The organism is Streptomyces sp. NBC_00568 (genome assembly GCF_026341855.1).
In the GTDB taxonomy this organism is placed as follows: domain Bacteria; phylum Actinomycetota; class Actinomycetes; order Streptomycetales; family Streptomycetaceae; genus Streptomyces.
The window spans coordinates 3,741,649-3,761,608 of record NZ_JAPENW010000001.1; the positions used below are offsets into that span (position 1 = coordinate 3,741,649).

The 19,960-nt window shown below is 71.3% G+C and carries 17 protein-coding genes and 1 tRNA gene; 14 read left to right on the plus strand and 4 right to left on the minus strand.

What is annotated here, in order from left to right:
• Positions 1-18: 18 nt before the first annotated feature.
• On the minus strand, positions 19-645 hold the full coding sequence (locus OOK38_RS16370; RefSeq protein ID WP_266759703.1) for a 5-formyltetrahydrofolate cyclo-ligase: 627 nt from the start codon (positions 643-645) through the stop codon (positions 19-21).
• A gap of 81 nt (positions 646-726) precedes the next feature.
• On the opposite strand from OOK38_RS16370, the gene galU reads away from it, so the two are divergent.
• The 7 genes from galU (at position 727) to OOK38_RS16405 (ending at position 6,483) form a co-directional block, all read left to right on the plus strand.
• Positions 727-1,629 carry a UTP--glucose-1-phosphate uridylyltransferase GalU gene (galU, locus tag OOK38_RS16375; protein WP_266759701.1) on the plus strand — a complete coding sequence of 301 codons (903 nt, stop codon included), beginning with the start codon at positions 727-729 and terminating at the stop codon, positions 1,627-1,629.
• Positions 1,630-1,634: 5 nt separating this feature from the next.
• The gene (glp, locus tag OOK38_RS16380) at positions 1,635-2,957 is read left to right on the plus strand and encodes a gephyrin-like molybdotransferase Glp (RefSeq protein ID WP_266759699.1); all 1,323 of its coding nucleotides are present in this window, start codon (positions 1,635-1,637) and stop codon (positions 2,955-2,957) included.
• A 163-nt stretch (positions 2,958-3,120) separates the two neighbouring features.
• Positions 3,121-3,633: a cyclic pyranopterin monophosphate synthase MoaC gene (gene moaC, locus OOK38_RS16385; RefSeq protein WP_266759697.1), complete on the plus strand. Its 513-nt coding sequence runs from the start codon at positions 3,121-3,123 to the stop codon at positions 3,631-3,633.
• Complete coding sequence (locus OOK38_RS16390; RefSeq protein ID WP_266848553.1) at positions 3,630-4,169, plus strand: molybdenum cofactor biosynthesis protein B; 540 nt, start codon at positions 3,630-3,632, stop codon at positions 4,167-4,169. The genes moaC and OOK38_RS16390 overlap by 4 nt, the downstream gene beginning before the upstream one ends.
• A gap of 26 nt (positions 4,170-4,195) precedes the next feature.
• On the plus strand, positions 4,196-4,855 hold the full coding sequence (locus OOK38_RS16395) for a GNAT family N-acetyltransferase (protein ID WP_266759693.1): 660 nt from the start codon (positions 4,196-4,198) through the stop codon (positions 4,853-4,855).
• Between the two features lie 173 nt (positions 4,856-5,028).
• Positions 5,029-6,312 (plus strand): gephyrin-like molybdotransferase receptor GlpR, encoded by a 1,284-nt coding sequence (glpR, locus tag OOK38_RS16400; RefSeq protein ID WP_266759691.1) that lies wholly within the window; start codon positions 5,029-5,031, stop codon positions 6,310-6,312.
• Between the two features lie 97 nt (positions 6,313-6,409).
• Positions 6,410-6,483, plus strand: a tRNA-Ala gene (locus OOK38_RS16405).
• Between the two features lie 196 nt (positions 6,484-6,679).
• Here the strand turns inward: OOK38_RS16405 and OOK38_RS16410 are convergent.
• On the minus strand, positions 6,680-7,156 hold the full coding sequence (locus OOK38_RS16410; RefSeq protein WP_266848554.1) for a GNAT family N-acetyltransferase: 477 nt from the start codon (positions 7,154-7,156) through the stop codon (positions 6,680-6,682).
• Positions 7,157-7,248: 92 nt separating this feature from the next.
• Between OOK38_RS16410 and OOK38_RS16415 the strand changes: the two genes are divergently transcribed.
• Positions 7,249-8,052, plus strand: coding sequence for an exodeoxyribonuclease III (locus tag OOK38_RS16415; protein WP_266848556.1), 804 nt, complete (start codon positions 7,249-7,251; stop codon positions 8,050-8,052).
• Between the two features lie 72 nt (positions 8,053-8,124).
• Here the strand turns inward: OOK38_RS16415 and OOK38_RS16420 are convergent, their stop codons facing one another.
• On the minus strand, positions 8,125-8,805 hold the full coding sequence (locus tag OOK38_RS16420; protein WP_266765729.1) for a MerR family transcriptional regulator: 681 nt from the start codon (positions 8,803-8,805) through the stop codon (positions 8,125-8,127).
• A 305-nt stretch (positions 8,806-9,110) separates the two neighbouring features.
• On the opposite strand from OOK38_RS16420, the gene OOK38_RS16425 reads away from it, so the two are divergent.
• The 4 genes from OOK38_RS16425 to OOK38_RS16440 all read left to right on the plus strand — a co-directional run bounded on the left by OOK38_RS16425 (position 9,111) and on the right by OOK38_RS16440 (position 12,840).
• On the plus strand, positions 9,111-10,655 hold the full coding sequence (locus OOK38_RS16425; RefSeq protein ID WP_266759686.1) for an NAD(P)/FAD-dependent oxidoreductase: 1,545 nt from the start codon (positions 9,111-9,113) through the stop codon (positions 10,653-10,655).
• Complete coding sequence (locus OOK38_RS16430; RefSeq protein WP_266759685.1) at positions 10,652-11,614, plus strand: alpha/beta fold hydrolase; 963 nt, start codon at positions 10,652-10,654, stop codon at positions 11,612-11,614. Before OOK38_RS16425 ends, OOK38_RS16430 begins: the two co-directional genes overlap by 4 nt.
• Positions 11,611-12,495 (plus strand): SDR family oxidoreductase, encoded by an 885-nt coding sequence (locus OOK38_RS16435; RefSeq protein WP_266759683.1) that lies wholly within the window; start codon positions 11,611-11,613, stop codon positions 12,493-12,495. The genes OOK38_RS16430 and OOK38_RS16435 overlap by 4 nt, the downstream gene beginning before the upstream one ends.
• 153 nt (positions 12,496-12,648) lie before the next feature.
• Positions 12,649-12,840: a hypothetical protein gene (locus OOK38_RS16440; RefSeq protein ID WP_266759681.1), complete on the plus strand. Its 192-nt coding sequence runs from the start codon at positions 12,649-12,651 to the stop codon at positions 12,838-12,840.
• Positions 12,841-13,057: 217 nt separating this feature from the next.
• Here OOK38_RS16440 and OOK38_RS16445 read toward each other — a convergent pair whose 3' ends face one another.
• Positions 13,058-16,477, minus strand: coding sequence for a S41 family peptidase (locus OOK38_RS16445; protein ID WP_266759680.1), 3,420 nt, complete (start codon positions 16,475-16,477; stop codon positions 13,058-13,060).
• Between the two features lie 485 nt (positions 16,478-16,962).
• Between OOK38_RS16445 and OOK38_RS16450 the strand changes: the two genes are divergently transcribed.
• Both OOK38_RS16450 and OOK38_RS16455 read left to right on the plus strand, forming a co-directional pair.
• Positions 16,963-17,553, plus strand: coding sequence for a TetR/AcrR family transcriptional regulator (locus OOK38_RS16450; protein WP_266759678.1), 591 nt, complete (start codon positions 16,963-16,965; stop codon positions 17,551-17,553).
• A 147-nt stretch (positions 17,554-17,700) separates the two neighbouring features.
• Positions 17,701-19,917 carry an MMPL family transporter gene (locus OOK38_RS16455; RefSeq protein ID WP_266759677.1) on the plus strand — a complete coding sequence of 739 codons (2,217 nt, stop codon included), beginning with the start codon at positions 17,701-17,703 and terminating at the stop codon, positions 19,915-19,917.
• Positions 19,918-19,960 lie beyond the last annotated feature (43 nt).

The following is a 19,960-nucleotide window of genomic DNA, read 5'->3' on the forward strand; positions in this document are numbered from 1 at the left end:
ACTTCGCGTCCGCCGTCCTCAGCGGAAGCGGCGCACCCCGGAGGGGGTCACCGCCGCGTGGACGGGCCGGTCGTGCGCCTCCGCCGGTACCCGCTCGACGACTTCGGTGTCGTACAGGAGCACCACCAGCGCGGGGTGGGCGCCCGAGCGCTCCAGACGGGCCAGTACGCGGTCGTACGAGCCTCCGCCGCGCCCCAGCCGCATGCCGCGCGCGTCGACGGCGAGACCGGGCAGCAGAACGGCGTCCGCGTCCTGGACGGCCTCCGGCCCCGACCGTTCGCCCGCGGGCTCCAGGAGGGCCATTTTCCCGCCGTGCCGGACGCGTTCGAGGGAGTCCGCTCCCGAATAGGTCCCCCAGTCCAGGTCGTTGTCCGCCATCAGGACCGGCAGGAGCACGCGCACCCCGCGCGCGCGGAGCGCGTCCAGGAGCGCGAGGGTGCCCGGCTCGCTCCCCACGGAGACGTACGCCGCCACCGTTCCCGCGTGCGCCAGTTCGGGCAGTTCCAGGGCGCGGGCGGCGAGAGAGGCGGCGGTTTCCCGCACGTCATCGGCCGTCAACCCGTTTCTCACCGACAGGAATCCTCGCCGCAACATTCGCTTGTCAGGCTCTGGTTGACGTCCGGCGTGGCTCACAGGTGACTCCATGGTTTTTCTAATGGGCTCATATGAGAGCGAATTAACCGGAGCCACAGATTCAGCACATAGCCACCGGTTATGGTTGCGGGCATGACTGAGTCACACCCCAGGATCACTAAGGCTGTCATTCCCGCGGCAGGCCTCGGCACCCGGTTCCTGCCGGCCACCAAGGCCACTCCCAAGGAGATGCTGCCGGTCGTCGACAAGCCGGCGATCCAGTACGTGGTCGAAGAGGCCGTGTCGGCGGGTCTTGACGACGTCCTGATGATCACGGGGCGCAACAAGCGCCCCCTCGAAGACCACTTCGACCGCAACTACGAGCTCGAGTCGGCGCTCCAGAAGAAGGGCGACGCCGACCGGCTCGCCAAGGTCCAGGAGTCCAGCGACCTCGCGACCATGCACTACGTGCGCCAGGGCGACCCCAAGGGCCTCGGGCACGCCGTCCTGTGCGCGGCCCCGCACGTCGGTCGCGAACCCTTCGCCGTCCTGCTCGGTGACGACCTGATCGACCCCCGCGACCCCCTGCTGGCCCGCATGGTCGAGGTCCAGGAGCGGCACGGCGGCAGCGTCATCGCCCTCATGGAGGTCGCGCCCGAGCAGATCCACCTCTACGGATGTGCCGCCGTCGAACCCACCGGCGAGGGCGACCTCGTGAAGGTGACCGGTCTGGTCGAGAAGCCCGACGCGGCCGACGCCCCCAGCAACTACGCGGTCATCGGACGCTACGTCCTCGACCCGCACATCTTCGACATACTGCGCAAGACCGAGCCGGGCCGTGGCGGAGAGATCCAGCTCACCGACGCGCTCCAGCAGCTCGCCTCGGACGAGAAGGTCGGCGGCCCGGTGCATGGCGTCGTCTTCAAGGGCCGCCGCTATGACACCGGGGACCGTGGCGACTACCTGCGTGCCATTGTCAGACTCGCATGCGAACGTGAAGACCTGGGCCCGGACTTCCGGACCTGGCTTCGCAGTTACGTAGCCGAGGAGATGTAGGGACTTTGAGCAGCGCCGCGACCCGCACCGCCGGCCAGGATCACCTCTGGTCGGTGGACGACCACCTGGAGGACATCCTCACCACCGTCCGCCCCCTCGAACCCATCGAGCTGCAACTCCTCGACGCCCAGGGCTGTGTCCTGGTCGAGGACGTCACGGTGCCGGTCTCCCTGCCGCCGTTCGACAACAGCTCGATGGACGGGTACGCGGTCCGGGTCGCGGATGTGGCGGGCGCGAGCGAGGAGTATCCGGCGGTCCTGACGGTCGTCGGTGATGTCGCGGCCGGCCAGGCCGAGCAGCCCTACGTGGGCCCCGGCCAGGCCGCCCGCATCATGACCGGCGCCCCGCTGCCGCCCGGCGCCGAAGCCGTCGTCCCCGTCGAATGGACGGACGGAGGCCTCGGTGAGGGCCCGGTCTCCGGGATGCGCGCGCACAGCGCGTCGCCCGAGGGGTCCTTCGGGCAGGTGCACGTCCACCGCCCGGCCGAGGCACGCGCGCACGTCCGCGCCACGGGCAGCGATGTGAAGGCGGGCGACCGCGCCCTCGAAGCGGGCACCGTCCTCGGCCCGCCGCAGATCGGCCTGCTCGCCGCGATCGGCCGCGGCACCGTGCGGGTGCGCCCGCGCCCGCGCGTGGTCGTCCTCTCCACCGGCAGCGAACTCGTCCAGCCCGACGAGCAGTTGGGCACCGGCCAGATCTACGACTCCAACAGTTTCGCCCTGTGCGCGGCCGCCCGCGACGCGGGAGCCATCGCCTACCGGGTGGGCGCGGTCGCGGACGACGCCGAGACGCTGCGCTCGACCATCGAGGACCAGCTCGTCCGCGCGGACCTGCTGGTCACGACCGGTGGAGTGAGCGTCGGCGCCTACGACGTCGTCAAGGAGGCGCTGTCGTCGGTCGCCGACGAGGACGAGGCGGGCAGCGGCATCGACTTCCGCAAGCTCGCCATGCAGCCCGGCAAGCCCCAGGGCTTCGGCTCCATCGGCCCCGACCACACGCCGCTGCTCGCGCTCCCCGGCAACCCCGTCTCGTCGTACGTCTCCTTCGAGCTCTTCGTCCGCCCCGCGATCCGCACCCTGATGGGGCTGAAGGACGTTCACCGGCCGACGACCAGGGCCACGCTCTCCACGGACAAGGCACTGACCTCGCCCGAGGGCCGTCGGCAGTTCCTGCGGGGGACGTACGCGGACGGTGCCGTGACGCCTGTCGGCGGCGCCGGATCCCACCTGGTCGCGGCCCTCGCGCACGCCGACGCGCTGATCGTCGTCCCCGAGGACGCCACCTCGGTCGAGCCCGGCGCCGAGGTCGAGGTCGTACTGCTCGGCTGAGCGGCCGGGCGGGCGGGGCGCCCGCCGCCGCGGCCCGGGGCGCGGGAGGGGCGCACAGCTCCTCGCGGGGGGCGTAGCGGTGGACGGACGGGCGGTAACGTGTCGCGCACACCAGGCCCACGCGCCGCACCGCGACGGGCCCTGACCGGGAGCGCCCACGCACATGACTGTTCCGTCCCGGGGGGAGACCTCCGGACCCTCTGTGCAGGACCGACTGACCCACATCGACGAGGCGGGTGCCGCCCGTATGGTCGACGTGTCCGGGAAGGACGTGACCGCCCGCACCGCGCGCGCGAGCGGCCGTGTCCTGGTCTCGCCGCGCGTCGTCGAGCTGCTGCGCGGCGAGGGAGTTCCCAAGGGTGACGCCCTCGCCACCGCGCGCATCGCGGGGATCATGGGAGCCAAGCGCACACCGGATCTGATCCCGCTGTGCCACCCGTTGTCGGTGTCGGGTGTCAAGATTGATCTGTCGGTCGCGGACGACGCCGTCGAGATCCTCGCCACCGTGAAGACGACCGACCGCACGGGCGTCGAGATGGAAGCCCTCACCGCGGTCAGCGTGGCGGCCCTCACCGTGATCGACATGGTCAAGGCCGTCGACAAGGGGGCGGTCATCACGGACGTACGGGTGGAAGAGAAGACGGGCGGAAAGTCGGGCGACTGGAGCCGGGCATGAGCGCAGACACCTTCATCGGCGGGGCCCTCACGGCGCCCTACAGCGCCCTGGTGGTCACCGCCTCCAACCGTGCCGCGGCCGGCGTCTACGAGGACAAGGGCGGTCCGCTGATCGCCAAGGGTCTCGCGACGTTCGGCTTCGCGGTCGACGGGCCCCTCGTCGTCCCGGACGGAGACCCCGTGGAGTCGGCGCTGCGCACCGGTGTCGAGGCGGGCTACGACGTCATCGTGACCACCGGCGGCACGGGGATCTCGCCCACCGACCGCACCCCCGAAGCGACCCTGCGGGTACTCGACCACGAGGTCCCGGGCATTCCGGAGGCCATCAGGGCGTTCGGAAGGGACAAGGTGCCCACGGCGGCGCTCTCGCGGGGGCTCGCCGGAGTCGCCGGAGGGACGCTGATCGTGAACCTGCCGGGCTCCACCGGCGGGGTGAAGGACGGCCTGGCCGTTCTGGAACCCCTCCTGATCCACGCCGTCGACCAGATCCGCGGCGGCGACCACCTCAGACCCGTCGGCAGTGGGGGTGCGAGCTGAACAGCCCATCCTGGCCGGTCGAGCTGGTGGACGGCGATGTCGTCCTCCGGCCGATAAGGCTGCGCGACCAGCGGGCCTGGCGTGAGGTGAACCGGCGCAACCGCGACTGGCTGCGCCCGTGGGAGGCGACCATCCCGCCCCCCACGCCGAGCGGCCCGATCGCGCACCGGCCGACGTACCGGCAGATGGTCCGGCACCTGCGTGCCGAGGCCAACGCGGGCCGGATGCTGCCCTTCGTGATCGAGTACCAGGGGCGGCTGGTCGGCCAGTTGACCGTGGCCGGGATCACCTGGGGATCGATGTGCTCCGGGCACGTCGGCTACTGGGTGGACCAGTCGGTGGCGGGCCGCGGAGTGATGCCGACGGCCGTGGCGCTGGTGAGCGACCACTGCTTCCGTACCGTCGGACTGCACCGCATCGAAGTCTGTATTCGCCCTGAGAACGGGCCCAGCCGCAGGGTCGTGGAGAAACTCGGATTCCGCGAGGAAGGGCTTCGCCCGCGCTATCTCCACATCGACGGTGCCTGGCGGGACCATCTCGTCTTCGCGCTCACCGCGGAGGAAGTGCCCGAAGGGCTGCTCGAGCGCTGGCGCCGGGCGCGCGCGGCACAGACCCGTTCGGAGCAGGTGGGATCGGAGCAGGCCGGCCCGCAGAACCCGAGCAAGCCGGGGAACGCCGGAAAATGAAATAGGTGTTCGAAAATGATCGGCAGGCGATCGCCTGGGGGCATTAAATTCGCGCTCCGGGCGGCCTGCTGATCGCATCGGTCACAAAAAAAGCTCGAAATATCAGCCGGATCGTGCGACACACCGGCGCAATTGGCAGATGGCCTCACGCAAACCCCTCTACCGTGTGAGGCGTGAGCAGCAGCGGCCTCATCTACGCAGTCATCGTCGGGGCCTGGGCCGCCTACTTGGTGCCGATGTGGCTCCGTAGGCAGGACGAGCTGAACGAAGCCCGTCCGACGGAACGCTTCAGCACCGCCATCCGGCTGCTTTCCGGACGGGCGGGCATGGAGCGTCGATACGCCAAGGACCTGCGCGCGCGCTCCGCCGAGGAGGGGGAGCCCAGCGCCGACCCGGACGGCGTCACCGATTCGGTGGACGTCCGGGCCTTCGCCGTGCCTCCGACCCGGCCCCAGGCGACCGCCCAGCGCCGTCCGGTCGTCCAGGAGCGGGTGCAGGTGCCGGAACCGGCCCAGGCGGAGCAGAAACCGGGCGCGCGGGCGGCCGGCCGGGAGAGCGGCACGTACGAGACCTCGGGCGCCGCCCGGTCCGTACCGCAGCAGCCGGGACCGTCCGCGCCGAGACCCTCGGTCAAGCCCGCGTCCCAGCAGGCCGCGCCGTCCACGGCGGGGCGCACCCCGGGCGCACGCCGGGCACCCTCGGCGGAGGCTGCAGCGCGTGCCCGGCGTACGAAGGTCCTCGCGCGCCGTCGGCGTACGACGGTCCTGCTCTTCCTCGCCTTCACCCTCGGCGCGATCGTGGCGGCGGTCGGCGGCCTCGCGTTCCTCTGGGCGCCGGGCGCACCGGCCGTGATGCTGAGCTCGTACATCGTGTACCTGCGCGCCCAGGAGCGACGGCGCTTCACCTACACCATGGACCGGCGCCGGGCCGAGGTCGCGGCGCAGCGGCTTCGGGAGCGGCAGCCCCGCCGGCGGGCGGCCGTCGACCCCGGGGCGGACGAAGCGGAGGAGGGCCCAGCGCCCGACACCGATACCGGCCTCTCGGCGCTCGCGGCCGACCGCCGTGCCCTGGTCGAGCAGACCGACCACGCCGAGTGGGTCGACCAGCAGCGCGAGCGTCAGCGCGGCCCCGGCCAGGGGGACAGCTGGGACCCGGTGCCGGTTCCGCTGCCGACCTATGTGACCGCGCCGGTCGCGCCCCGGGCGACGTCCAGCGTCGACCTGGGGGCGCCGGACGCGTGGAGCTCCGCGCGGTCCAGCGCGGTCGAGCCGAGCGCGCACGAGGCGGAGCCGGTGGCCGATGACCCCTCCGACGCCTGTGACGGCGAGGAGGCCGGGGACGACAGCCGCAGCGACGCGCGGCGGGCCGCGTCCGCGCGACGCGCTCGCGAGCGGGGCCGGACGCCGCTGTTCGACCAGTACGACGACGGGGACCGGCCGCGCGCGGCCAACGAGTGACGGGTGCGGCGACGGGTGCTCGCGAGGGGCTGGCTGACCAGCCCGGAACGGATTTCCAAGCACCTCGATCGGGATGCTAGAGTTTCACTCGTTGCAAGGGCCTGTGGCGCAGTCTGGTAGCGCACCTCGTTCGCATCGAGGGGGTCTGGGGTTCAAATCCCCACAGGTCCACCGCAGCCAAGAGGCCCGTTCCCAGCAGTGGGAGCGGGCCTCTTGCCATGTCCTGGAAGCCGGCGGTGGCAACTCCCGCCGGTGGCCCCGGGGCTGGCGGTCCCTCCGGCCGGTGTCCGACGGAGAGAGCCCGGCGAATCCCGGACGGGGCCGTCACGGTCACCGTCGCGCGGCCGGATGGGCACCGCCCCGATGGCTAGAGGGCTTTGGCGTAGCAGAGGCTCAGTTCGTGGAAGCGGTAGTAGCCGAATTTGACGCACGGCTCGTAGCCGCTCGACGTGTAGAGGGCGACCGCCTCGGGCTGCTTCGTGCCGGTCTCCAGGACCATGCGGACGCGGCCGGCCGCGCGGGCGTCGTCCTCCAGCGCGGCCAGGATGCGCCGGGCCAGGCCGAGGCCGCGGGCCTCGGGGACCACGTACATGCGCTTGAGCTCCGCGTCGCCGTCCGTGTAGCCCTCGTCGTTCTCGTCCTGGGTGCGCCAGCCCCCTGTGGCCACCGGGCGGTCCCGCTCGTCGTACGCGATCAGGTACAGGCCGAGCGGCGGGGCGAACATCCTCGCGTCCAGGTGCGTGGCGTCGCCGTCGTCCTCGTAGCGCTCGGCGTATTCGGCCTGAACCTGGTCGTTGAGCTTCACGGCGTCGGGGTGGTCGAAGGGGACCGGGCGGATATGCATGCGAACTACCGTACATCTATGCGTCGGGTGGGATCGTCCCGCTCGGATGATCGAGTTCGGGTCGGCGGTACCGATTAAGTATCGTGCCCCGAGTGCTGACTGTGACCTCTGTGAATGTGAACGGGCTCCGGGCCGCCGCGAAGAAGGGCTTCGTGGAGTGGCTCGCGGAGACCTCCGCGGACGTGCTGTGCCTCCAGGAGGTGCGGGCCGAGCCCGCGCAGCTCTCCGAGGAGGTGCGCGCCCCCGAGGGGTGGCACGTCGTGCACGCCCCCGCCGCCGCCAAGGGGCGCGCGGGTGTGTCCCTTTACACACGCCGCGAGCCCGACCGCGTCCGGATCGGCTTCGGGTCCGAGGAGTTCGACTCCAGCGGACGGTACGTCGAGGCGGACCTGCCCGGTGTCACCGTCGCGAGCCTCTACCTGCCCTCGGGTGAGGTCGGGACCGAGCGGCAGGACGAGAAGGTCCGGTTCATGGGGGAGTTCCTGGCCCACCTGAAGGGGCTCAGGGAGCGGGCCGCCGCCGACGGGCGCGAGGTCGTCGTCTGCGGCGACTGGAACATCGCCCACCAGGAGGCCGACCTCAAGAACTGGCGCGCCAACAGGAAGAACTCCGGCTTCCTGCCCGAGGAGCGGGAGTGGCTGGGCCGGGTCCTGGACGCGGGCGACGGCGGCTACGTCGACGTCGTGCGCGCGCTGCACCCGGATGCCGAGGGGCCGTACACCTGGTGGTCGTACCGGGGGCGGGCCTTCGACAACGATTCGGGATGGAGGATCGACCTTCACGTCGCCACCCCGGGGCTCGCGGGCAAGGCGGTCAAGGGGTTCGTGGAGCGCGCGGCGACGCACGAGGAGCGCTGGTCCGACCACGCGCCGGTCACGGCCGTGTACGACCTCTGAGCTGCCCGGGCCGCGCTCCGGCGGCCCGGTCGCGGTGATCCGCGATCTCCGGGCGGACCGGCTGCGGCGGCTCTAGGCCCGGTGGTCCTTGCGATCCCCGTGATCCCCGTGATCCCTGTGGTCCTTGCGATCCCGGTGCTCCCGGAGCCGTCGGTCCAGCGCCATCGACAGTTCCGCCTCCACCACGTTCTTCGCGAGGGGGCGCAGGCGTTGGAGGTCCTCGGGTGTGCGGTCCTCGGTGAGGACGAGGGTGGTGAAGAGTTCGGCCAGCGCGTCGGTGTGTTCCCGTACGCGGCGCGCGGCCGTCAGGACGTCCGCGAGCGGTATGCCCTCGCGGACCAGGGCGGCCGAGACGTCGAGCAGGCGGCGGCTGATGTGGACGATCTCGCCGCCGTCGGTGCCGAGATAGCCGAGGTCGAGCGCCGCGGCGAGGTTCTCCGGGGTGGCCTGGCCCGCGAAGACGTCGGCGAGTTCCTCGGGGGAGAGGCGGACCGGGGTCTCCTCGGTGGGCTCGCCCAGTCCGAGCAGTTCGCCCACGTCACGGCCGTGGTCGAAGGCCTCGGCGAGTTCGGCGATGCCGTTGAGGGTGTGGCCGCGTTCCAGCAGCGCCGAGATGGTGCGCAGGCGTGCCAGGTGGGTGTCGTCGTACCAGGCGATACGGCCCTCGCGCCGGGGCGGCGGGATGAGCTTGCGCTCCCGGTAGAAACGCAGGGTGCGCACGGTGATGCCGGCCTCCTCGGCCAGTTCCTCCATGCGGTACTCGCGCCCGCCGGGCTCCGGCGTGGACCGGGCGGCGCTCGTGAGCGGGCCGGGGCCGGACTCCCGGGCTCCGCGCGTCCGCGCGTTCGTCCGGCGCGTGCCGGATTCCCGCGTCTCCGCGCTCCGTGCTCGCGCCTCCGCGCCCCGCTGTCCTGATCCCTCGGCCACCTGCGCACCCTACGTCGTACCCCCGGTAACTTTCCCGGACGCGACCCCTACCCATCAGTACGAAGCTGCTCTACTCTCCCGATTGTGCCAGTGTTCACTGGCAGAGTCGCGGGGACCAGGGAGGCGTCGGGATGACCGAGCACGAGCATGTACGGGTGGCGGTGATCGGGTCCGGGTTCGGCGGACTGGGGGCCGCTGTGCGGCTGCGCCGCGAAGGGATCACCGACTTCGTCGTCCTGGAACGGGCCGGCGGCGTGGGCGGCACCTGGCGCGACAACAGCTACCCCGGGTGCGCCTGTGACGTCCCGTCGCACCTGTACTCGTTCTCGTTCGCGCCCAACCCCGAATGGCCGCGCACCTTCTCCGGGCAGGAGCACATCCGCGCTTACCTGGAGCACGTGGCGGACGTCTTCCGGCTGCGGCCCCATCTGCGGTTCGACTCCGAGGTCAAGATGATGACCTGGGACGCGGAGAAGCTGCGCTGGGGGATCGAGACGAGCAGCGGGTTCCTGACGGCGGATGTCGTGGTGTCCGCGACCGGGCCGCTCTCCGATCCCAAGATCCCGCGGATCCCGGGGATCGACACCTTCACCGGCAAGGTGTTCCACTCGGCCCGCTGGGACCACGACTACGACCTGCGGGGCAAGCGGGTCGCCATGGTCGGCACCGGGGCCTCGGCCATTCAGATCGTGCCGGCGATCCAGCCGGACGTCGCCCGGCTGACCCTGTTCCAGCGCACACCGCCGTGGGTGATGCCGCGGGTCGACCGGGCCATCAGCGGTGCCGAGCGATGGCTGCACCGGCAGCTGCCGTTCACGACCCAGGCCAGGCGCGGGCTGCTCTGGGGCATCCGGGAACTCCAGGTGCAGGCGTTCACCAAGCGGCCCGACGAACTCGGCCTGGTCGAGCGGCTCGCCAAGCGGAACATCTCCCGCGCCGTCAAGGACCCGGCCCTGCGGAAGAAGCTGACGCCCGACTACCGGATCGGCTGCAAGCGGATCCTGCTCTCGAACGCCTACTACCCGGCGATCACCCAGCCCAATGTGGACGTCGTGGCCTCCGGACTCGCCGAGATCGACGGCTCCACGGTGGTCGCCGCCGACGGCACCCGGGCCGAGGTCGACGCGATCGTCTTCGGGACCGGCTTCCATGTCACCGACATGCCGATCGCCGATCGGGTCGTCGGAGCGGAGGGCAGGACGCTCGCGCAGGCGTGGGAGTCCGGCATGAAGTCGCTGCGCGGCGCCACCGCGGCGGGCTTCCCCAACTGGATGACGATCATCGGGCCCAACACCGGGCTCGGGAACTCGTCGATGATCCTGATGATCGAGTCCCAGCTGAACTACATGGCCGACTTCGTACGGCAGTTGGACGTCCTCGGGGGACGTGCCGCGCTCGACGCGCGCCCCGGCGCCGTGGACGCCTGGAACCACCGGGTCCAGGAGCGCATGAAGCGCACGGTGTGGAACACCGGCGGCTGCACCAGCTGGTACCTCGACGCCAACGGCGTCAACACGACCGTATGGCCCGGTACGACGACCGAGTTCCGCAACGCCACGCGCCGTGTCGACCTGGCGGAGTACGACGTGTTGCGCGCGACGGAGCCCGCATCCGGAGCCGCGCCCGGGCCGCGTGCCAAGAGCACCCGCAACAAGAAGGTGGAGGCAGGAGCGTGAGCCGACTGACGCAGGAGGCACACGGGGCGTACGCGCCTCCCGTGCCGGCGCTGGAACTGATCGCGCACTCCGCCGACGGCGCCCGGCTGCACGTCGAGGTGCACGGGCCCGAGGACGCGCCCGCCGTCGTCCTCGCGCACGGCTGGACCTGCTCGACGGCCTTCTGGGCGGCCCAGATCCGGGACCTCGCCGCCGATCACCGGGTCATCGCGTACGACCAGCGCGGGCACGGGCGCAGCCCCGCCGGTGAACTCTGCAGCACGGAAGCGCTCGCGGACGACCTGGAAGCGGTGCTCGCGGCCACCCTCGCGCCGGGCGAGAAGGCCGTGCTCGTCGGGCACTCCATGGGCGGGATGACGTTGATGGCGGCCTCGGCGCGGCCGCGGTTCAGGGAGCACGCGGCGGCGGCGCTGCTGTGCAGCACGGGCAGCACGGGGCTGGTCGCGGAGGCGCGCGTGCTGCCGTTGCGCGCCGGGCCGCTCCGGACGCGTGTCACCCAGGCCGTCCTCGGATCGCGCGCGCCGCTCGGGCCCGTCACACCGGTCGCCAAGCGGATCCTCAAGTACGCCACCATGGGCCCCGGTTCGTCTCCGGTGATGGTGGCGGCCTGCGCGCGGATCGTGCACGCCTGTCCGCGCACCGTGCGCCACGCCTGGTCGGCCGTGCTCGCCACGCTCGATCTGGAGCACGGCGTCCGGGAGTTGAGGGTGCCGACGGCGGTGATCGCGGGCACCGTGGACCGGTTGACACCGGTCGTGCACGCGCGTGCTCTGGTGGCGGGCCTGCCGAACTGCGTCGGCAGCACCGAGCTGCCGGGGGTCGGGCACATGACTCCGGTGGAGGCGCCGGAGCTGGTGAGCGCGCGGATACGCGAACTCGTCTCCACGTACATCCGGACCGCCGAGGCGCCGACGGCCGTGGAAGGCCTGGCGGGCGCAGAGATCAAGGAGGGCGCATGAGCAAGGTGAGCCTGGAAGGACAGGTCGCGGTCGTCACGGGGGCGGCGCGCGGTGTCGGTGAGCTCCTCGCGCGCAAGCTCTCCGCGCGCGGGGCGAAGGTCGCGCTGGTCGGACTCGAGGCCGACGCGCTGAAGCAGGTCTCCGAGCGGCTGCACAGCGAGAGCGACCACTGGTACGCCGACGTCACCGACCACGAGGCGATGGCGCGGGTCGCCGAGGAGGTCAAGCAGCGGTTCGGCAAGGTGGACATCGTCGTCGCGAACGCCGGTGTCGCGAGCGGGGGGCCCTTCGTGGACTCCGACCCCGTCGCCTGGCGGCGGGTGATCGAGGTGAACCTGATCGGATCGGCGGTGACCGCGCGGGCGTTCCTGCCGGTGCTGATGGAGAGCCGCGGGTACCTGCTGCAGATCGCGTCGCTGGCCGCGATCACCCCCGCTCCGATGATGACGGCCTACTGCGCCTCCAAGTCCGGTGTGGAGGCGTACGCGCACAGCCTGCGCGCGGAGGTCGGCTACAAGGGCGTACGCGTGGGCGTCGGGTATCTGTCGTGGACCGACACCGACATGGTGCGGGGCGCCGACCAGGACGAGGTGATGCGGGAACTGCGGCAGCGGCTGCCGTGGCCGTCCAACAAGACGTATCCGCTGGGACCGGCCGTCGACCGGATCGTCGCCGGGATCGAGCGCCGCTCCAGCCATGTGTACGCGCAGTGGTGGCTGCGCGGGATGCAGGGCATCCGCGGGTATCTGCCCGGGATCATCGGGGCGGTCGGGCAGCGCGAGATGCGACGCTTCGAACCGCGCCTCGCCAGTGTGCGGACCGGGCTGGTCGGGGCCGGCGGGGCGGCCGACGAACAGGAGCGGAACCCGGCGGCTCCGTGAGCCGTACGGAGCGTCCCATCAGCGGATCTCACGGTGCGTGACTGATCGAAATGCGTGCTCTGTCCCTGCGTGTAAGTCTGGTCGAGGCCCGAAACCCCCTTAACCACAAGGGGGTCGGGGCCGAATCCCTCACCCACTACGGGAGTGAATCGCATGAGCATGCAGGACCAGTTCAAGGACAAGGCCGAGCAGCTTAAGCAGCAGGCCAAGAAGCAGAAGAAGATGGGCGAGCCGCGAGACAAGGCGAGCGAGCGTTCCTCGGTGGGGCGTGACCGCACGATGCCCGAAGCGGACCGTGCTCAGCGCGAGGCCCAGGACCGCTTCGACCAGGACTACGACGCCTGATCGGTTCGCCGGCTCGGCCGAGTGGGGTGCCCTCTCCCAAGAGGGCACCCCACTCTTGCGTTTGCCCTCCGGTGTTCTGCCGTCCGGCATCCTTTCCGGGAGCCGGGAGCCGGGAGCCGGGAGCCGGGAGCCGGGAGCCGGGGGGCACCCGGCTCCCGGAGGCGGTCGGCCCGACCGGAGGCGGTCGGGCCCTTCTCGGGCGCGCTCGGGGTCGCCGTCAGCCCGATCGCGGCGGGAGTTTCGGTCGCGTTCTGTCCGGCACGTTCGAGTGGTCCGGCGGGGACGCCGGGGGATGGGTGCGGAGCAGGTCCAGGGACAGCTGGATGGCGTCGTCCAGCTGGGCGTGGCGGCCCTCCGCCCAGTCGAGGGGCGTGCGCAGGATCTCCAGGTCGGGGGCGACGCCGTGGTTCTCCACGGACCAGCCGTACGCGTTGAACCAGGCGGCGTTCATGGGCACCGTGATGACCGTGCCGTCGCCGAGACGGTGGCGGCCGGTCATGCCGACGACACCGCCCCAGGTGCGCTGTCCCACCACGGGGCCGAGCTTCAGCAGTTTGAAGGCGGCGGTGATCATGTCGCCGTCCGACGAGGTCGCCTCGTCGGCCAGCGCAACCACCGGGCCGCGCGGGGCGTTGGAGGCGTACGACACCGGCTGCGCGTCGCGGGTGAGGTCCCAGCCGAGAATCGTGCGGGTCAGCTTCTCGACGACCAGTTCGCTGATGTGGCCGCCCGCGTTGCCCCGCACGTCGACGATGAGGGCCGGTCGCGAGACCTCCATCCGCAGGTCGCGGTTGAACTGGGCCCAGCCCGAGCCGCCCATGTCCGGGATGTGCAGGTAGCCGCAGTGGCCGCCGCTCAACTCCCGTACGACCTGGCGTCGTTTGGCCACCCAGTCCTGGTAGCGCAGGGGGCGTTCGTCGATCAGCGGGACCACCGCCACCCGACGCGGGCGGCCCTCGCCCTCCGCCGGGATGAAGGTGAGTTCCACCGTCGTGCCGCCCGCGCCCGCGAGCAGCGGATACGGGCCGGTGACCGGGTGCACCGGGCGCCCGTCGACATGGGTGAGGACCGCGCCCTCGCGGATGCCGGTGCCCGCCAGCGGTGAGCGCGCCTTGGAGTCGGACGAGTCACCGGGAAGAATCCGCTTGAGCATCCAACTTCCTTCGCGGCATACGAAGTTGGCGCCCAGCAGGCCCTGCCAGCGCTGGTAGTGGGGCGGTCCCTCGTTGCGGCGCGCGGGGGTGACGTACGCGTGCGAGGTGCCCAGTTCGCCGAGGACCTCGCGCAGCAGGTCCGCGAACTCGTCCGGGGAGGCGACCCGTTCGACCAGGGGGCGGTACTGCTCCAGGATCGCGTCCCAGTCGATGCCGCACATGTTCGGGTCCCAGTAGTAGGCGCGGATGATGCGGCCGGCCTCGTCGTAAGCCTGGCGCCATTCGGCGCGCGGGTCCACCTCGTGCAGGATGCGGCGCAGGTCGATCCAGACGGTCGAGTCGCTGTCGCCGGACTCGGTGGAGGGGACGGCGCGCAGATCTCCCTCGTCGACGACGACCAGCCGGGAGCCGTCGCCGCTCACCGCGAACCAGTCCAGGTGGTCGACGAGTTCGGACTTCTTCGCCTTGGTGATGTTGAAGAACTCCAGGGTCGGACGGCCGGTCGTGTCGTCCGGGTTGGCGAACGTCTCGCCCAGCGCGCCGGAGATCGGCCAGCGCAGCCAGACCAGGCCGCCGCCCGAGACCGGGCGCAGCGCCGAGTACTTGGAGGCGGTGACCGGGAAGGGCGTCACCCGGCTCTCCAGGCCTTCGAGCTCGACGGTCGTCGTGCTGCCGTCGCCGGGTTCCTCCTCGGCCGGGTCGAGGCCGCCGGCGGCGGGCCGCCCGTCCGGGTTCAGCGCGAAGGGGGAAGGCGTGGCCGAGGACAGCGGGACGAGGTACGGACGGCAGCCGAGCGGGAAGGACAGGTCCCCGGTGTGCACGTCGTACACCGGGTCGAAGCCGCGCCAGGACAGGAAGGCCAGATAGCGGCCGTCCCGCGTGAACACCGGATTCTCGTCCTCGAAGCGGCCGTTGGTGACGTCGACGACGAGGCGGTCCTTTATGCGGGCCATCTTGATCTGCCGCAGGGAGCGTCCGATCCCGGGATGCGACCACGTCAGCCAGGCGCCGTCCGGGGAGAAGGCGAGGTCCGTCACCGGGCCGTTGATCGAGCGGATGAGCTCGGTGACCTCGCCTTCCGCGGCCCTCGCTCCGGAGGTGTCGCCGGACTCCGTCCCGGAAGCGTCACCGGACTTCGCTCCGGGGGTGCCGTCGGACTCCCTGTCGGAGGTGCCCCCGGACTCCGTGTCCAGGTCGTCCTCGGACTCCGTGCCGGAGAGACCGGCGGATTCCTCCGTCGCGTCGAGGAGGAGCAGCCGCCCGTCGTTCGAGGCGATGGCGAGACGCTCGCCCCGAGGGTCCGCCACCAGTTCCTGTACGCGGCCCAGCGCGCCGGAGGCGAGGCGGCGCGGGGCGCGGTCGCCGGTCGCGCGCGGCAGATAGGCGATCTCGACGGCGTCCTCGCCGTCCGCGTCGGTGACATAGGCGACCTGGCCGCCCGAGCCGAGCATCTCCGGGAGCCGGACCCGCACGCCGGGGGTGTCCGCGATGGTGCGCGCGGGGCCGTCGCGGTGGGTGAGCCAGTACAGGCTGCCGCGTACGACGACGGCGCTGGCCCGGCCCGTCTCGTCCACGGAGATGCTGTCCACGTGCTGGGTGGCCGGCACCTGGTACGTACGCCGTCCGGCCCGCGGACCGCCCAGGCGGACATCGAGACGGCGCGGAACCGACTCGGGGGCCAGGTTGTCGACGATCCACAGGTCGCCCGCGCACTGGTAGACGACCCGGGTGCCGTCCGACGCGGCGTGCCGGGCGTAGAAGGCGTCGTGGTCGGTGTGACGGCGCAGGTCGGAGCCGTCGTACGCGCACGAGTAGAGGTTCCCGATGCCCTCGTGGTCGGAGAGGAAAGCGATCCGGCCGCCGACGAACATCGGACAGGCGAGGTGGCCCTCGAGGTCGGCGACCAGTTGCCGGCCGTGCAGCCAGAGACGGCCCATCGCCCCGCCCCGGTACCGCTTCCAGGCGGCCGGTTCGTGCGGCGGGGTGCCGGTGAGCAGCAGGGTCCTGTGCCCGCCGTCGATGTCGGCGACGCCGATGTCCGAGACCGGGCCCCAGGGGAGCTTGCGGCCGGGGTCGCCGTCGGTGGGCACGCTGTAGGCCCAGGTGAAGTACGAGAAGGGCTGGCCGTGCGAGGCGACGGCGAGGATGTCGCCGTCGGGGGACCAGCCGCAGACCTGGGTGTCCGCGCTGCCCCAGTAGGTGAGCCGTCGGCCCGATCCGCCGTCCACCGGCGTCAGATGGATCTCGGGGACGAAGCTGCGCCAGCTCGTGTACGCGATGTGCCGGCCGTCGGGGGAGAAGCGGGGGTGGCCGACCTTGGTCCGGTCGACGGTGAGCCGCCAGGCGCGCCCCCGGCCGTCGAGCGGGGCCAGCCACAGGTCGTCCTCGGTGACGAAGCACAACCGGTCGCCGCTCAGGTGCGGGAAACGCAGATAGCCGGGGGAGTTCTCGTCCGTGGTCGCCTTCTCGTACTCGTCGCTCACCTCCCCATGCTTTTCCGCTGGACGGGCCCCGGCAACTCGTGGAACCGGGGGCGCGTTGCGGGATGTGGGTGCGGTCGGTGGTGCGGGAGGTGCGCGCGGGGCACATTCACGACCGGACGCGCCCCCTCATCCGCCGTCTCCCCGCCTCCGCCTCCGTCTCCCCACCTCCCCATTTCCCGCCTCCCGCCTCTCGTCTCTCGCCGCCGTCTCCACGCCTCCGTCGCCGCCTCCCCGCCTCCGCCTCCGCCGCCGTCTCCCCGTCACCTTTCCGTCCCCGCGTCTCCCTTCCGTCCCCGCGTCTCCCTCCCGTCCCTGCGCTTCCCGTCCCCCCACCTCCCGTCCCCCCTCGCTCCTGCCCCGGCACCCCCGCCGCCCACGTCCGACGTGACTCAGCACACGTACGAAACGGTTTCGTTTCGTTGACGTCGGGGGTATCTTCAGAGACATACGAATCCGTGTCGTTCGAAGCAGGAAAGGTGAGTGGGATGGCTGAAGCCGCAACGGTGCGTCGCAGTCGGATCACACCCGAGCGTGAGGCCGAGCTGTACATGGCCGTGCTCGACCTGCTTCGGGAAGTCGGCTACGACGCCCTCACGATGGACGCCGTCGCCGCCCGTACCCGTTCCAGCAAGGCCACCCTCTACCGCCAGTGGGGCGGCAAGGCCGAGCTCGTCGTGAAAGCGCTGCGGCATCAGAAGCCGCTGAAGTTCTCCGACGTGGACACCGGAAGCCTGCGGGGCGACTTCCTGGCCCTCGCCCTCCGGCAGGACGACTGCCAGATGGAGCAGGACTCCGCGCTGATGCGGGGTCTGGCCATGGCGGCGCACGGAAATCCGGATCTGCTGAAGGCGTTCCGGGAGTGGCTGATCGAGCCGGAACTGGAAGAGCTGCGCCGGGTGCTCCAGCGCGGTGTCGAACGCGGTGAGATCCGCGCGGACAATCCGGCGACGCAGTACGTGATGCACATGCTCATCGGTGCCTTCGCGGCTCGCACGATGATCGACGAACTCCCGCCGACGCAGGCCTTCCTGCATTCGTACATCGACGCCGTGGTTCTCCCCGCTCTCGGCGCCTGAATCCCACCCCTTCGCCCTTTCACCACCGCAAGTCGCTGTAGTCGCACCTGACGCGCCGCTCACGTCGTCGGGCTGATCCCCCCTGCCCCCACTCGGGTGATCACACCAGCCCCTGCCATCCCACGACCTGACCGGGAGTACGCCCTCGTGGCCACGTTCCTCTACAAACTCGGCCGACTCGCCTTCCGGCGACGGCACTTCGCCGCCCTGATATGGGTGGCCCTGCTGACGCTCGCAGGCGTCGGCGCCGCCTCCGCGCCCGTCGCCGGATCGTCCTCCTTCTCGATCCCCGGCACCGAGGCCCAGAAGGCCTTCGACCTGCTGGAGAGCCGCTTCCCCGGCATGGCCGCCGACGGAGCGACCGCGCGGGTCGTCTTCAAGGCGCCCGCCGGCGAGAAGATGGCGGACAAGGACAACAAGGCGACGGTCGAGAAGGCCGTCAAGGTCCTCGGCACCGGATCCGAGGTCACCTCGGTCGCCGACCCGTTCAAGACCCACGCCGTGAGCAAGGACGGGTCGATCGCCTACGCCTCGGTGAAGTACGAGGTCTCCGGCATGGAGCTGAAGGACGCCTCGAAGGACGCCCTGAACGCCGCCGCGCAGGACGCGCGGGACGCCGGACTGACCGTCGAGGTGGGCGGTGACGCGCTCCAGGCGACGCCCGAGACCGGTTCCACCGAGATCATCGGCATCGCGATCGCCGCGGTCGTCCTCGTCATCACCTTCGGTTCCCTGATCGCGGCCGGGCTGCCGCTGCTGACCGCGCTGATCGGCGTCGGCATCGGCGTCTCGACGATCACCGCGCTGGCCAGCGTGCTCGACCTCGGCTCCACCACCTCCACCCTCGCGATGATGATCGGCCTCGCGGTCGGCATCGACTACGCCCTGTTCATCGTCTCGCGCTACCGGGCCGAGCTGGCCGAGGGCCGCGAGCGCGAGGAGGCGGCCGGACGGGCCGTCGGCACGGCGGGCTCGGCGGTGGTCTTCGCCGGACTGACCGTCGTGATCGCGCTGGTCGGTCTCTCGGTCGTCAACATCCCGATGCTGACGAAGATGGGTGTCGCGGCGGCGGGCACGGTCGCCATCGCCGTCCTCATCGCGCTGACGATGATCCCCGCGCTGCTCGGATACGCGGGCCGCAGGGTCCAGCCGGCCGGCAAGAAGAGCAGGCTGCTGGGCGGCGCCCGTGCCGCCAAGAAGGCGGGCAAGCCCAACATGGGCACCCGCTGGGCGAGCTTCGTCGTCCGCCGCCCGCTCGCCGTGCTGCTGCTCGGCGTGGTCGGCCTCGGCGCGGCGGCGATCCCGGCGGCCTCGCTCGAACTGGGCCTGCCCGACGACGGTTCACAGCCGACGTCCACCACGCAGCGCCGCGCCTACGACCTGCTCTCCGACGGCTTCGGGCCCGGCTTCAACGGTCCGCTGATGGTCGTGGTCGACGCCAAGGCGAGCGACGACCCGAAGGGCGCGGTCGCCCGGGTGACCGACGACGTGAAGGACCTCAAGAGCGTCGTCTCGGTCAGCCCGGCGACGTACAACAAGGCCGGCGACACCGCGATGATCACGGTGATCCCCGACGCGAAGCCGTCCTCCGTCACGACCGAGAACCTGGTCCACTCCATCCGTGACGCGGGCGGCGAGATCAGGGCCGACACGGACTCGACGGTTCTGGTCACCGGGTCCACGGCCATGAACATCGACTTCTCGCAGAAGCTCAACGACGCGCTGATCCCGTATCTCGCGCTCGTGGTCGGTCTCGCGTTCCTGCTGCTGATCGTGGTGTTCCGCTCGATCCTCGTCCCGCTGAAGGCGGCCCTCGGCTTCCTGCTCAGCGTGATGGCGGCGCTCGGCGCGGTGGTCGCGGTCTTCCAGTGGGGCTGGCTGTCCGGCCTGATGGGCGTCGAGGAGACCGGCCCGATCATGTCGATGATGCCGATCTTCATGGTGGGCGTCGTCTTCGGTCTGGCCATGGACTACGAGGTGTTCCTCGTGACCCGCATGCGTGAGGCCTACGTCCACGGGGAGAAGCCCGGCCAGGCGATCGTGACCGGGTTCAAGCACGGCGCACGGGTTGTCACGGCGGCCGCGGTCATCATGATCGCCGTCTTCTCCGGGTTCATCGGCTCCAGCGAGTCGATGATCAAGATGATCGGCTTCGGTCTCGCGATCGCCGTCTTTTTCGACGCGTTCGTCGTGCGGATGGCGCTCGTCCCGGCGGTGCTCGCGCTGATGGGCAAGAAGGCCTGGTGGCTGCCGAGGTGGCTGGACCGCGCGCTGCCGAACGTGGATGTCGAGGGCGAGGGCCTGCGCGCGCTCGACGAGAAGCCGCGCGACGGTGACGACGACCGGGAACTGGCCCGCGTCTGAGCCTGCGGACCCCGCTCTGAGTCTGCGGACCCCGCTCTGAGTC

Bases quoted from the DNA above. Each gene is read 5' to 3' on its own strand.
- galU (WP_266759701.1), top strand. From the start codon at position 727: ATGACTGAGTCACACCCCAGGATCACTAAGGCTGTCATTCCCGCGGCA.
- OOK38_RS16425 (WP_266759686.1), top strand. From the start codon at position 9,111: ATGACCGAGCACGAGCATGTACGGGTGGCGGTGATCGGGTCCGGGTTC.
- OOK38_RS16370 (WP_266759703.1), bottom strand. From the start codon at position 645: ATGGAGTCACCTGTGAGCCACGCCGGACGTCAACCAGAGCCTGACAAG.
- OOK38_RS16420 (WP_266765729.1), bottom strand. From the start codon at position 8,805: ATGGAGGAACTGGCCGAGGAGGCCGGCATCACCGTGCGCACCCTGCGT.
- OOK38_RS16440 (WP_266759681.1), top strand. From the start codon at position 12,649: ATGAGCATGCAGGACCAGTTCAAGGACAAGGCCGAGCAGCTTAAGCAG.
- OOK38_RS16435 (WP_266759683.1), top strand. From the start codon at position 11,611: ATGAGCAAGGTGAGCCTGGAAGGACAGGTCGCGGTCGTCACGGGGGCG.
- moaC (WP_266759697.1), top strand. From the start codon at position 3,121: ATGACTGTTCCGTCCCGGGGGGAGACCTCCGGACCCTCTGTGCAGGAC.
- OOK38_RS16410 (WP_266848554.1), bottom strand. From the start codon at position 7,156: ATGCATATCCGCCCGGTCCCCTTCGACCACCCCGACGCCGTGAAGCTC.
- OOK38_RS16450 (WP_266759678.1), top strand. From the start codon at position 16,963: ATGGCTGAAGCCGCAACGGTGCGTCGCAGTCGGATCACACCCGAGCGT.
- OOK38_RS16390 (WP_266848553.1), top strand. From the start codon at position 3,630: ATGAGCGCAGACACCTTCATCGGCGGGGCCCTCACGGCGCCCTACAGC.